Annotated in this window: 7 protein-coding genes; 6 read left to right on the forward strand and 1 reads right to left on the reverse strand. The window is 66.2% G+C overall.

Going from position 1 to position 14,102, the window contains the following annotated elements; genetic code table 11:
• Window positions 1–24: 24 nt before the first annotated feature.
• Complete coding sequence (locus tag EGT50_RS11985; protein ID WP_127954797.1) at window positions 25–513, reverse strand: PaaI family thioesterase; 489 nt, start codon at window positions 511–513, stop codon at window positions 25–27.
• 447 nt (window positions 514–960) lie between these two features.
• On the opposite strand from EGT50_RS11985, the gene EGT50_RS11990 reads away from it, so the two are divergent.
• The 6 genes from EGT50_RS11990 to EGT50_RS12015 all read left to right on the forward strand — a co-directional run.
• Entirely contained in the window at window positions 961–3,285 is a 2,325-nt protein-coding gene (locus tag EGT50_RS11990; RefSeq protein WP_127954799.1) for an Ig-like domain-containing protein, read from the forward strand.
• Between the two features lie 110 nt (window positions 3,286–3,395).
• Window positions 3,396–5,453 carry an Ig-like domain-containing protein gene (locus tag EGT50_RS11995; protein ID WP_164873396.1) on the forward strand — a complete coding sequence of 686 codons (2,058 nt, stop codon included), beginning with the start codon at window positions 3,396–3,398 and terminating at the stop codon, window positions 5,451–5,453.
• A gap of 302 nt (window positions 5,454–5,755) precedes the next feature.
• Complete coding sequence (locus tag EGT50_RS12000; RefSeq protein ID WP_127954803.1) at window positions 5,756–7,684, forward strand: Ig-like domain-containing protein; 1,929 nt, start codon at window positions 5,756–5,758, stop codon at window positions 7,682–7,684.
• Window positions 7,685–7,979: 295 nt separating this feature from the next.
• A complete protein-coding gene (locus EGT50_RS12005; protein ID WP_127954805.1) occupies window positions 7,980–9,923 on the forward strand; it encodes an Ig-like domain-containing protein in 1,944 nt (647 codons plus the stop codon).
• Between the two features lie 282 nt (window positions 9,924–10,205).
• Complete coding sequence (locus EGT50_RS12010; protein WP_127954807.1) at window positions 10,206–12,425, forward strand: Ig-like domain-containing protein; 2,220 nt, start codon at window positions 10,206–10,208, stop codon at window positions 12,423–12,425.
• Between the two features lie 419 nt (window positions 12,426–12,844).
• Window positions 12,845–14,102: Ig-like domain-containing protein (locus EGT50_RS12015; RefSeq protein WP_164873397.1), on the forward strand; the 1,258-nt coding region annotated here is incomplete at its 3' end.

Consider the following 14,102-nt stretch of genomic DNA (forward strand, 5'->3'; position numbering starts at 1 on the left):
ACCCCTCGGCGCTCGGGGGGTGGCTCAGCGCAGGATCAGACACGTGGTCGATGCGGTCGCCAGTAGGCGGTTCTCGTCGTCGCGGACCTCGGCACGCGCGGTCGCGGTGGTGCGGCCAGTGTGCTCGGAGAACCCGTGTACGCGAATCGATCCCGCCCCCTCTCTGATGCCGCGGATGTAGCGGACGGTCATATCGAGCGTGGTGTAGCCGACGCCGGCAGGCAGGGTGCTCGAGACGGCGAAGCCCATCGCGGTGTCGATCATGGTGGCGATGACTCCCCCGTGCACGCTGCCGACGGCGTTGTAGTGCCATTCGGCCGGTTCTGCCGTGATCTCGACGAAGCCCTCGTGGGCGTCGGTGACATGGAAGCCCAGGGTGCTTGCGGTGGGGTGGTGCGGGACGGTGCCGTCGACGAGTCCGCGGACGAACTCGAGGCCGCTGAGGTTCCGGTTGGCCTCGGCGATCGGGCCCGGGTCGTTCCAGGTGTAGGTGCGCTGGCGTTCGGTGGACACGTACCGGACGGTACCCGGATGTAGGAGTCGGCGCGGTCGGCGAATCACTACTGCCCAGTAGGAAGAAATCGCTACTGCTCGGTAAGAAGGAATTGCTACTCGCCGGTATTCAATTTCTGAAGCCCGGGCAATTGCGTCTTCGTCAGCCAAACGGACGTTCGCTGTGAGGCCGAAACTGGCAACCAGCCTGGGTACGGGCGGGTCCTTACATCCTTAGTTCAGCTAATGGCCATGGAGACCTGCCGCGACTGCGGCGGGACGCCCGGGGGAACTGATCGAGGCCGATACTCGTCGGTAACCTTACCTGCCCCCTAGCAAATCTATAGCAACATCTAGACCGTTTGATTGGAAAAGCGATACATCGACGTAACAGTGTCGTTATGGTGATCCCGCTCCGCCCGAATTTTTCTCTCCATCCATCGGCAAACTCTTGAAGAGGAGTTGTGCATGACAAGGCCTTTACTCAGGCACTGCGCCGCCCCCATCACAGGCGCAGCGCTTGTGGCCGGGACCCTCCTGATAGCCGCTCCGGCGGCGTCCGCGGCAGACGACCCGGTCACGACGGTGACGAGCTACAAAGCGGCGTGCCAGGCGAACAGCATCATCGACGTGACGAAGATCCAGGACACCTCGGTGAGCGTCACCGCCCCGACCCAGGTCGAACCTGGCGAGACCTTCACCTACCGCATTCAGCCGGGTCCGTCCTCGTACCCGAACCGCGATTCCGGCGCGACTACGACGAACGTCTCCCGGCTCAAGTTCGACTTCATGATCCCGGAGAACTCGACCTTCGTCGAAGCCGCCGTGGTCGGCTCGGGCACCAACCTCGACAACGTGCCTCCGAACGTCATCCGCGTCGACGAGACCGGAAACCCGGCCGCCACCGGCCAGATCTTGCGTCTGTCCGGCAACAACGAAGTGATCGGGAACGGGCCCTCGGGCAGCGTCAGCACCAACTCGGAGGGCGGCATCCGCGCGCCGAAACTGCAGCTGAACCTAGATGGTTCGCCCAACGCCGACGGTGACAGCTGGTTCCAGCTGCCCGCGGTCGACGTCACGGTCGTCGCCGGGGACGCCGGAACACCGATCGAGCCCAAGCTCCGCACGGGTGGCATCGCGGCCAACTTCAATGCCTTGGAGAACTTCAACACCTTCCTGCCGAGGGCATCGCTGTTCGGAACGCAATGGGCCAACACCCGCTGCGTTCCGCGCGACTCGGGTTCCGCACCGCTCAACGCCGGCGCGGGTCCGCTGGCGACGATCAATGTCGTTGCCTCGCAGGTATCGACAACCACGACGCTGTCCGCTCCGGATACTGCGGAGACCGGTACTCCGGTGACGCTCACGGCCACCGTCGCACCTGATGACGCGACAGGTTCGATTCAGTTCCAGGACGGCGGCGTCGACATCGGCTCCCCGGTGACGGTCGAGGGTGGTACGGCGAGCCTGGACTACACCTTCACGACCACCGGTTCGCACTCCGTCGCGGCGGTGTTCACCGGGACCGGTAACTTCGCCGATTCCACCTCGTCGGCCCAGGTCGTCTCCGTGAACGACCCGGTGGATGTCGAGACGACGTTGGCACTGACGGTTCCGCAGGATGCGGAGACCGGCACCCTCGTCGACCTGACCGCCAACGTGACTCCGTCGAACGCGGAGGGCACCGTGCAGTTCAAGGACGAGGGCGCCGACATCGGCGGGCCTGTAACAGTCGCTGCCGGCACGGCCACGCTGTCACATGCGTTCACAACCGCGGGCGCCCACACGATCACTGCCGAGTTCACCGGTGCGCCCGGCTTCGCTGGTTCCACCGCGGGGGCGGAGACCGTGACGGTGACCGATCCGGTGGATCCCGTTGTGGAAACCACGACGACGGTGTCGGCTCCGGCCAACGCCGAGACCGGTGAGGAGGTCACGCTCACGGCGAGCGTCGCACCAGACCACGCGACGGGAACGGTTCAGTTCACTGATGGCGGCGAAGACATCGGGTCGCCGGTGACGGTGTCGAACGGTGTTGCGACGCTACAGCACACCTTCTCGGCTGCCGGTGCGCACAACATCGCTGCCGTCTTCACCGGTGGTACCGGGTTCGGGGACTCAACAGCGAGTGCGCAGACCGTGACGGTCTCGGATCCGACTCCGGTCGACGCCGACACCACGACGATCCTGAGCGTCCCCGGCAACGCCAAGACCGGTGAGCCCGAGCGGCTCTATGCGACTGTGTACGACGTCGCAACCGCGGAAGTCGTCCCGAGCGTCGGCGCCGTGGAGTTCTTCGATGGCGGCGTCTCGATCGGAACGGCGCCGGTGGACGACGGCCTGGCCACGCTGACGCACACGTTCACGACCGAGGGTGCCCACACGATCACCGCAACCTTCACCGGCGCTACCGGATTCGCCGGTTCCACAGCTGCAGCGAAGGGCGTCGAGGTCGCGGTGCCGACTCCGATCGACATCGACACGGCCACCGTGATCACGGTGCCCGCCAACGCGACGGTCGATAGTCCCGTGGAGCTCACGGCGCAGGTAACCGGTGCCGGAGACGTGCCGGTGAGCGGCACCGTCCAGTTCTTCGACGGGGAGAACCCGATCGGTGACGCCGTCGCGGTTGTCGACGGCACGGCGGTGCTGAGCCACAGCTTCACCACGTCGGACGCGCACGTGATCCACGCGGTGTTCAGCGGCGGCCAGGGCGTCAAGGACTCGACGTCGGATTCGCGCACGATCCAGGTCTCGAGTGGCGGCCTCGGCAGCCTGAGCTTCGGCTCCTGAGCAGGACTCGAGCAGTAGGTCGGATGACCACCCGTGGTCGGGGCGGGTGGCCCACCAGCAAGGACGGCTTAGGTCGTCATCGAGACCCTCACGAGGGGAAAGGATTTCGAATGTCCCGATCAAGGATGCGACTACTCGTGTCGACCGTGGTTGCGGGAGCCATGACAATGGCCGCGGCAGGAGTGGGTCAGATTGCATTGGGTGGAGCCGTGGCGAACGCCACCACGGCGACAGCAACGGTGAGCGGATCCGGGCTGACCGCGACCAAGACGGTCACGCCGGCTGTTGCCTATCCCGGTGACACCGTGACGACCACCATCGAGGTCGTCAACAACGAGGGGATTGTCAAATACCTCAACTTCCTCACGGACTATCCGCCCGCCGGATATGTCTTGCAGAGCGTAACCGGAACCGTCTATCGGGGTACGGGTGGCGACCTGAACGACCCGAGTGTGTTCGACGGGACCGCCACGCAGGCGGGTGACGGGTCGGTTCGGGTCCGGTGGACCGACGCAACGTTGCGACTGGCGAAGGTGGAGCGGAACAACGGCCCGGTACACCCCACGCTCACCTTCACGTACACCGTCCCCGAAGACGCCACACCCGGACCACGTTCAACTGGTTTGGACTTCCAGATGTACAACCTTTTCGGGGATGAGACCACCACGGGCAATCCGATGCCGGACCTAGCGGTATCGGTCGCGGCGACACCCACGACAACGGCGGTTTCGGCGCCGGCAACTGCACAGGTGGGAGTCCCGACCACACTTACCGCGACCGTGACTCCCGCAAAGGCCGGCACCATTCAGTTCAAGGACGGCGGCGCCGATATCGGTGCTCCGGTTCCGGTCTCGGACGGCACGGCCAGCGTGGACCACACGTTCGACGCCCCGGGTGCGCATGAGATCACCGCGCAGTTCTTCCCGAGTGCCGGCAACGTCGAAGGTTCGACATCGCCGCCTCAGACGATCGATGTCGAAGACATAGCGACGAGCCTGTCGGTGACCGTCCCAGCAGAGGCGCTCACCGATGAAGAAATCACGCTGACGGCCAACGTCGAACCCCAGAACGCCGCGGGATCGGTGCAGTTCCAGGACAACGGAACTGATATCGGTGTTCCGGTCACCGTCGTAGATGGTGCCGCGAGCATGCAGCACACCTTCACGACGGACGGCACGCACAGCATCACGGCGGTCTTCACCGGCGACAGCGGGTTCTCGGGTTCGACCGCCCCCGCTCAGACCGTGAACGTGAGTATCCCGGTGGTTCCGACGTCGACCACCCTGACCGTGCCCCAGACGACGGTGACGGGTGAGCAGGTGGAGTTCTCGGCACAGGTGTCGCCGGCGGATGCGCAGGGCACGGTGCAGTTCACCGTCGGCGGGGTCTCGGTCGGGGATCCGGTCGAAGTGGTGAACGGGGCGGCGAGTATGTCGTTTACGTTCGCCGATGCCGGGCAGCATGCGGTCGCAGCCGACTTCTTCGGTGCCACAGGCTTCACGGACTCGTCGGCGCCGCCGTCCACGGTCACCGTGGATGCTGCGACGGTAACGCTGTTGGGTGTTCCGGGTTCGGCCACGACAGGGGTCGAGACGGCGTTGTCGGCGACGGTGCAGGCGCTTTCGGGGTCGGCAGTGCCGGCCGGTTCGGTGCAGTTCTTCGACGGTGGAGTGGCGGTCGGTGCACCAACGGTCCTGACCAATGGTTCGGCGAGCGTGCCACACACGTTCACAACGGTAGGGACGCACCAGATCACGGCTGTGTTCACGCCTGAAGCTGGGTTTGCGGGGTCCACGTCGGTGCAGCGTCCGGTGACGGTGTCGGACCCGGATCCCTCGGACGTGCCGTCGTCGGTGGTGATCACCTCGTCGCCTTCGGCGACGGTGGGTGTGCCATTGACATTGAAGGCGCAGGTGATCGGTGCCCCGGTGTTGCCGGGCACGGTGCAGTTCTTCGATGGTGGCGTGGAGATCGGTGATCCGGTCGAGGTCGTCGATGGTGTCGTGGAATTGGTGTACACCTTCGACTCCGTTGGGCCGCATCAGATCCACGTCGTCTACTCCGGTGGTCTGGGCGTGGAGGGCTCGACATCGCAGGTACAGGTGCTCGAGGTCAGCGAGTCGGGTGGCGTGGGCACCGGGTCGTTGGGCAGCTTGGGTGGCCTGTGATCCGGACCTGACGGCCGAGGAATGAAAGCCGGCTGTGGCCCCCTGCCCGTGTCGTAGGGGGTCACAGCCTTTTCGCGTGGGGTGACCTGTTCAGATCGACCTTCGCAAATCGACCCCATTTGGACGTTTGTCCGGTACAGTCCGGTGCGCATTCATCCGTGGGGTCGGGACGCGGTGTGGTTGCGGGGGTCGGCGTGGGGTGCTGCAACGCGCTTCGGAGTGGATTCGTAGGTCTTGCTGTCCCAGGTCGAAGCCTGATCCGTTGAGTTGGCGGCCGGTGGCCGTCGTCGAGAAGGAGATGCATGGTTGGCAGGGGATTACGCCGGATAGTCGGCGGGATAAGTGTTTTCGCGTTGGCTGGGGGTTTCGCGACCACCGTGGGTATCGGGTCCGCAGCCGCGGCGAGTGAGTCGGTGAGCTGGTCGAACGCCTCCACCAAGATCACCCGAACGGTGAGCGATACGACGGCGTCGGTGGGCCAGATCATCGAGGTGAAGACGAAGTTCGAACGCTCGGGCTCCCTCGAGATCATCCGAGAGGTCTGGGACTACCACCCGTCGTGCTGGGAGTTCGTCGACAGCAACAAGTCCAACCCGAGGGTCGAGTCGGACTACACCAAGGTGTCGGGGTCGTGGAATGTCTGGCCGAACATCAGCCCGAACTCGCAGACCTTCACGTTCGAGTATCGGGTGACCGAGGATTGCGCTCGTGACACCCAACTGACGACGGGGATGGGTTACGCCAGCGGCCTGCGCACCGGCGACTTCCGAACCAAGGGTCCGAACGTCACGGTGGCCAAGAACAACAGCACGACGTCATTGGCCACGGTGCCCGGCCCGGTGCCGACGGGTGTGCCGGTGACGTTGACCGCGACGGTGACCGGTGGCGCGCAGGGCGATCCGGTGGACTTCTACGACGAGGGCACGAAGATCGGTTCGGGCCAGCTGAACTCGTCGGGTGTGGCGACGTATGAGTGGACCCCGCCGGAGGCGGGTACGCGGTCGCTGCAGGCGAAGTTCCCGTCGACGGCGAAGGCGAAGTCGTCGCAGTCGGGCACTCAGGACGTGACAGTGACGGATGTGGCGACCTCGCTGGAGGTGTCCGCGCCGGGGACGGCGATCACCGGTGAGCCGGTGGAGTTGACGGCGGCAGTCTCGCCGGTCGAGGCCCAGGGCACGGTGCAGTTCTTCGATGGTGGCGCCCCGGTAGGGGATCCGGTCGAGGTGGTTGGCGGTGCGGCTGTGCTGTCGCACGCGTTCGCGGCGGCCGGGGAGTACTCGGTCTCGGCCGAGTTCACGGGTGCGCTCGGGTTCACGAACACGTCGGCGGCGCCGGTGGCGGTGGCGGTGGCGGATGTGGTGACCGCCCTCGAAGTCGAGGCGCCCAGCACGGCAGACACGGGTGACCCTGTGGAGTTGACGGCGCAGGTCTCTCCAACGGATGCGCCTGGCACGGTGCAGTTCTTCGACGGTGACGTGGCGATCGGTGATCCGGTCGAGGTCGCAGAGGGCGCGGCTGCGCTGGCGCACACGTTCACGGCTGCCGGGGAGCACGCGGTCTCGGCCGAGTTCACCGGTGCGCCCGGGTTCACGAACGCGACTGCGATGCCGGTGACGGTGGCGGTGGCGGATCCGGATGTGGTGACCTCACTCGAGGTGTCTTCGCCGGGCACGGCTGTTGCGGGTGAGCCGGTGGAGTTGACGGCGCAGATCTCGCCCGCGGATGCGGTCGGAACAGTGCAGTTCTTCGCAGGTCACGTGGCGATCGGTGAACCAGTCGAGGTAGCGGACGGGGCGGCGAGCGTGTCGCACACTTTCGCTGCCGGCGGGGAGTACGGTATCTCGGCCGCTTTCGTCGGTGCACCTGGGTTCACGAACGCGTCCGCGGCGCCGGTGCCTGTGACGGTGTCGGATGTGTCGTCGGTGGCGATCACATCGTCGCCGTCGGCAACGGCGGATGTGCCGTTCACGTTGAGGGCGGAGGTGATGCCCGCGGATGCAGCCGGCACGGTGCAGTTCTTCGAAAGTGGTTTGAAGATCGGTGATCCGGTCGAGGTGGTCGATGGTGTCGCGGAGTTGGTGTACACCTTCAACTCAGCTGGGCCGCACGAGATCCACGTCGTCTACTCCGGTGGTCCGGGCGTGGAGGGCGCGACGTCGCAGGTACAGGTGCTCGAGGTCGCCGCATCTGGTGGCATGGGTACCGGATCGTTGGGCAGCTTGGGCCTGTGATCTGACGGCTGTGGAGTGAAAGCAGGTGTGGCCCCTTCCCGTTGGGTAGGGGCCACAGCCCTTTCGTGCGGGTCGACCTGTTCAGATTGACCTGCGCAAATCGACCCCCTTTTGGACGTTTGTCCTGTACAGTCCCTTGCGCATTCATCCGTGGGGTCGGGGGCGCGGCGTGGTTGCGGGGGTCGGCGTGGGGTGCCGCAACGCGCTCAGGAGTGGATTCGTTGGGCGTTGACGTCCCAGGTCGAGGCCTGATCCGTTGAGTGGCGGCCGATGGCCGTCGTCGAGAAGGAGATGCATGGTCGGCAGGGGATTGCGCCGGATAGTCGGCGGGATAAGTGTTTTCGCGATGGCTGCGGGTTTCGCGGCGACGGTGGGTGTCGGGTCGGCGGCCGCGGCCAGTGAGTCGGTGAGCTGGTCGGACGCCCTCACCAAGTTCAAGCGGACGGTGAGTGACACGACGGTATCGGTGGGTCAGGTCGTCGAGGTGAAGACGAGGTTCGAGCGCTCCGGCTCTCTCGAGATCATCCGAGAGGTCAGGGATTACCATCCGTCGTGCCTCGAGTTCGTCGGCAGCAACAAGTCCAACCCGACGGTCAAGTCGGACTACACCGAGGTGTCGGGGTCGTGGAATGTCTGGCCGAACATCAGCCCGAACTCGCAGACCTTCACGTTCGAGTATCGGGTGACCGAGGATTGCGCGCGTGACACCCCGTTGACGACGGGTATGAGCTACGAGAGCAGTCTGGGCGGAGGCAGTTACAAGACCAAGGGCCCGAACGTGACGGTGGCCAAGAACAACACCACGACGTCGTTGGCGGCGGTGTCCGGCCCGGTGGTCGCGGGTGTGCCGGTGCCGTTGACTGCGACGGTGACCGGTGGCGCGCAGGGCGATTCGGTGGACTTCTACGACGGGGGCACGAAGGTCGGTTCGGGCCAGCTGAACTCGTCGGGTGTCGCGACCTATGAGTGGACGCCGCCGGACGGGGGCACCCGGTCGCTGCAGGCGAAGTTCTCGTCCACGGCGAAGGCGAAGTCGTCGCAGTCGGGCACGCAGGACGTGACGGTGACGGATGTGGTGACCTCCCTCGAGGTCCAGGTGCCGGGCACGGCTGTTACAGGTGAGCTGGTGGAGTTGACGGCGGCGGTCTCACCGGTCGAGGCCCAGGGCACGGTGCAGTTCTTCGATGGCGACGCCCCGATCGGGGATCCGGTCGAGGTTACGAACGGTGCGGCGAGCGTCTCGCACACGTTCGCGGCTGCCGGGGAGTACGGCGTTGCGGCGGAGTTCACCGGTGGGCCCGGGTTCGCGAACGCGTCGGCGGGGCCTGTGACGGTGGCGGTGGCGGATGTGGTGACCTCGCTGGAAGTGTCCGCACCGGACACGGCGACCACGGGTGAGCCGGTGGAGTTGACGGCGCAGGTGCTACCGGTGGAGGCGGCCGGCACGGTGCAGTTCTTCGATGGTGACGTGGCGATCGGGACCCCGGTGGAGGTTGCAGAGGGTGTGGCTGCCCTGTCGCACGCGTTCACGGCTGCCGGGGGGCACGCCGTCTCGGCCGAGTTCACCGGTGCGTCCGGGTTCACGAACGCGACTGCGATGCCAGTGACGGTGGCCGTGTCGGAACCGGATGTGTTGACCACTCTCGAGATCCAGCTGTCGGACACGGCGACCACCGGTGAGCCGGTGGTTTTGTTGGCGCAGGTGTCGCCGGTTCCATCCGGTGGCACGGTGCAACTCAACGTGGACGGTGTCGATGTCGGTTCTCCGGTGGAGGTTGACGCCAGCGGCCGGGCGATCCTGCCGTACACGTTCGATGCCGCCGGATCGTACGCGGTGTCGGCCGCGTACTCGGGCACGGCAGGGTTCGCGGGTTCGTCGGCGGCGGCCACGGTGACGGTGTCGGATCCGTCGGATGCGTCGTCGTCGGTGGTTGTCACGTCGCCGCCGTCCGCGACGCCGGGCGTGCCCTTCACGTTGGAGGCGCTTGTGATCGGCCCACCAATGTTGCCGGGAACGGTGCAGTTCTTCGACGGTGGTGTGGAGATCGGTGATCCGGTCGAGGTGGTCGATGGTGTCGCGGAGTTGGTGTACACCTTCGATTCCGTTGGCCCGCACGAGATCCACGTCGTCTACTCCGGCGGTCCGGGCGTGGAGGGCGCGACGTCGCAGGTGCAGGTGCTCGACGTCGTCGAGTCTGGTGGTGCGGGTACCGGATCGTTGGGCAGTTTGGGCCTGTGATCCGGTCCTGACGGCGGAGGAGTGAAAGCAGGCGTGGCCCCCAGCCGTGTGGTGGGGGCCACAGCCTTCTCACTTGGGCCGGTCTTCGCAATTCGGCGGCAGTTGGACGTTTGTCCGGTACAGTCCGTTGCGCATTCATCCGTGGGGTCGGGGCGCGGTGTGGTTGCGGGGGTCGGCGTGGGGTGCTGCAACGCGCTTCGGAGTGGATTCGTTGGCGTGGTCCCGGGTCGAGGCCTGATCCGTTGAGTTGGCGGCCGGTGGCCGTCGTCGAGAAGGAGATGCATGGTTGGCAGGGGATTGCGCCGGATAGTCGGCGGGATAAGTGTTTTCGCGATGGCTGCGGGTTTCGCGGCGAGCGTGGGTGTCGGGTCGGCGGCCGCGGCCAGTGAGTCGGTGAGCTGGTCGGACGGCAACACCAGCTTCAAGCGGACGGTGAGCGACACGACCGTGTCGGTGGGGCAGATCATCGAGGTGAAGACGAGGTTCGAGCGCGACTGGGCTCTGGAGATCATCTACGAGGTGAACGAACACCACCCGTCGTGCTTCGAGTTCGTCAGCAGCAACAAGTCCAACCCACAGGTCAAGTCGGACTACACCCGGGTTTCGGGGTCGTGGACTGTCCGTCCGTACTTCGACCCGACCTCACAGACCTTCACGTTCGAGTATCGGGTGACCGAGGATTGCGCTCGTGATACTCCGTTGTCGACGGGGATGAGTTACAGCGGCAGCCTTGGTTCCGGTAGCTACAAGACCAAGGGCCCGAACATCACGGTGGCCAAGAACAACACCACGACGTCGTTGGCGGCGGTGTCCGGCCCGGTGGTCGCGGGTGTGCCAGTGACGTTGAGTGCAACGGTGACCGGCGGTGCGCAGGGTGATCCGGTGGACTTCTACGACGGGGGCACGAAGGTCGGTTCGGGCCAGCTGAACTCGTCGGCTGTCGCGACCTATGAGTGGACGCCGTCGGAGGCGGGCACCCGGTCGCTGCAGGCGAAGTTCTCGTCCACGGCGAAGGCGAAGTCGTCGCAGTCCAGCACGCAGGATGTGCAGGTCAACGAGCCGCAGTCGACGGGTGTGGTCGTGTCGGTGCCCGGCACGGCGACCACCGGTGAGCAGGTGGAGCTGACGGCGCAGGTCTCGCCTGCCGAGGCGCAGGGCACGGTGGCGTTCTCGGTGGACGGGGCCCCGGTCGGGGATCCGGTCGAGGTCGTCGGCGGTGCGGCGGTGCTCTCGCACGCGTTCGGGGCTGCCGGGGAGTACTCGGTGACGGCGGAGTTCACGGCGGCGCCCGGGTTCACCAACGCGTCCGCGGCGGCGCAGACCGTGACAGTCTCGGATGCGGTGACCTCGCTGGAGGTGTCCGCGCCGGGTGAGGCGATCACCGGTGAGCCGGTGGAGCTGACGGCGGCGGTGTCGCCGGTCGAGGCCCAGGGGACGGTGCAGTTCTTCGATGGTGGCGCGCCGATCGGTGGCCCGGTCGAGGTGGTGAACGGTGCGGCGGTGCTCTCGCACGCGTTCGGGGCTGCCGGGGATGCGTCGGTGACGGCGGAGTTCACGGGTGCGCCCGGGTTCACGAATGCGTCCGGGGCGCCGGTGACGGTGGCTGTGTCGGATCCGGATGTGGTGACCTCGCTGGAGGTGTCCGCGCCGGGTGAGGCGATCACCGGTGAGCCGGTGGAGCTGACCGCGGCGGTGACGCCGGTCGAGGCCCAGGGGACGGTGCAGTTCTTCGATGGTGACGCCCCGGTCGGGGATCCGGTCGAGGTGGTGAACGGTGCGGCGAGCTTGTCGCATACCTTCGGGGCTGCCGGGGAGTACGGCATCTCGGCCGTCTTCACGGGTGCGCCCGGGTTCACCGATGCGTCCACCGCGGGGCAGACCGTGACCGTGTCGGACGTGGTGACATCACTCGAGATCCAGCTGTCGGACACGGCGACCGCCGGTGAGCCGGTGGGCCTGTCGGCGCTGGTGTCGCCGGTTCCATCGGGCGGCACCGTGCAGTTCAAGGTGAACAATGTCGATGTCGGTGATCCGGTCGAGGTCGACGGCAGCGGCCGCGCGATACTGCCGTACACGTTCGATGCTGCCGGGGACTACGGCATCTCGGCCGAGTACTCGGGCACCACAGGGTTCGCGGGTTCGTCGTCGGCGGCAACGGTTTCGGTGTCGGATCCGTCGGATCCGTCGTCGTCGGTGGTGATCACGTCGTCACCGTCGGCGACTGTGGGCGTGCCGTTCACGTTGAGGGCGCAGGTGCTGCCGGCGGATGCGACCGGCACGGTGCAGTTCTTCGACGGTGGCGTGCAGATCGGTGATCCGGTCGCCGTGATCGAGGGTTTCGCGGAGTTGGTGTACACCTTCGACTCCGTTGGGCCGCACGAGATCCACGTCGAATACTCCGGTGCTGCGGGTGTGGAGGGCTCGACGTCGCAGGTGCAGGTGCTCGACGTCGCCGAGTCGAGTGACGCGGGTACCGGATCGTTGGGCAGCTTGGGCCTGTGATCCGGTCCTGACGCCCGAAGAGTGAGAGCTGGCTGTGGCCCCTTGCCCGAGTGGCAGGGGGCCACAGCCATTCGCCTGGGATCCGAACCGGGTCCGATAACCCGGATTCCATCCAGTCGAGATTCAATACCGTTGGGATTCAATACCGCCGGGATCCGACATCTATTGATCACGGCGGGCCTTGTCCCGGACAGGCAGCTGAATTCTGCCAATTCGAATGCGTCCAATTCGACGTCTTTTGGACGTTTGTCCGGTACAGTCCGTTGCGCATTCATCCGTGGGGTCGGGGCCGCGGTGTGGTTGCGGGGGTCGGCGTGGGTCCTGCAACGCGCTTCGGAGTGGATTCGTTGGGCGTGGTCCCGGGTCGAGGCCTGATCCGTTGAGTTGGCGGCCGCTGGTCGTCGTCGAGAAGGAGATGCATGGTTGGCAGGGGATTACGCCGGGTAGTCGGCGGGATAAGCGTTTTCGCGATGGCCGCGGGGTTCGCGGCGGCCGTGGGTGCCGGGCCGGCAGCGGCAGCGAGTGGGTCGGTGAGCTGGTCGGACGGCAATACTGACTTCAAGCGGACGATCAGTGATACGACGTTGTCGGTCGGTCAGGAAGTCGAGGTGTCGACGAGGTTCGAGCGCGACTGGGTTCTCGAGATCATCACCAGAGTGGACGATTATCGTCCGTCGTGCCTGGAATTCGTCAGCAGCAACAAGTCCGGCGCGTCGGACAAGGGGACCTACACCCGGGTGACGGGGTCGTGGAACGTCTGGCCGAATATCAGCCCGACCTCGCAGACCTTCACGTTCAAGTACCGGGTGACCGAGGATTGCGCTCGTGACACCGAGTTGAAGACGGGGATGGCCTACGACGGCAGTCTGGGTTCCGGTAGCTACAAGACCAAGGGTCCGCATTTCACGGTGGCCAAGAACAACACCACGACGTCGTTGGCGGCGGTGTCCGGCCCCGTGGTGACGGGTGTGCCGGTGACGTTGAGTGCAACGGTGACCGGCGGTGCGCAGGGTGATCCGGTGGACTTCTACGACGGGGGCACGAAGGTCGGTTCGGGCCAGCTGAACTCGTCGGGTGTCGCGACCTATGAGTGGACGCCGTCGGAGGCGGGCACCCGGTCGCTGCAGGCGAAGTTCTCGTCCACGGCGAAGGCAAAGTCGTCGCAGTCCAGCACGCAGGACGTGCAGGTCAACGACCCGGATGTGGTGACCTCGCTGGAGGTGCAGGCTCCGGGTGCGGCGATCACCGGTGAGCCGGTGGATCTGACGGCGCAGGTCTCGCCGGCGGATGCGGCCGGCACGGTGCAGTTCTCGGTGAACGGTGCTCCGGTCGGTGCTCCGGTCGAGGTGGCCGGTGGTGCGGCGGTGCTCTCGCACGCGTTCGCGGCTGCCGGGGATGCTTCGGTGTCGGCGGAGTTCACGGGTGCGCCCGGGTTCACGAATGCGTCCGGTGCGCCGGTGACGGTGGCGGTGTCGGATCCGGATGTGGTGACCTCGCTGGAGGTGTCCGCGCCGGGTGCGGCGATCACCGGTGAGCCGGTGGATCTGACCGCGCAGGTCTCGCCGGCGGATGCGGCCGGCACGGTGCAGTTCTCGGTGAACGGTGCTCCGGTCGGTGCTCCGGTCGAGGTGGCCGGTGGTGCGGCGGTGCTCTCGCACGCGTTCGCGGCTGCCGGGG

It is taken from the genome of Rhodococcus xishaensis (assembly GCF_004011825.1).
Lineage (GTDB): Bacteria > Actinomycetota > Actinomycetes > Mycobacteriales > Mycobacteriaceae > Prescottella > Prescottella xishaensis.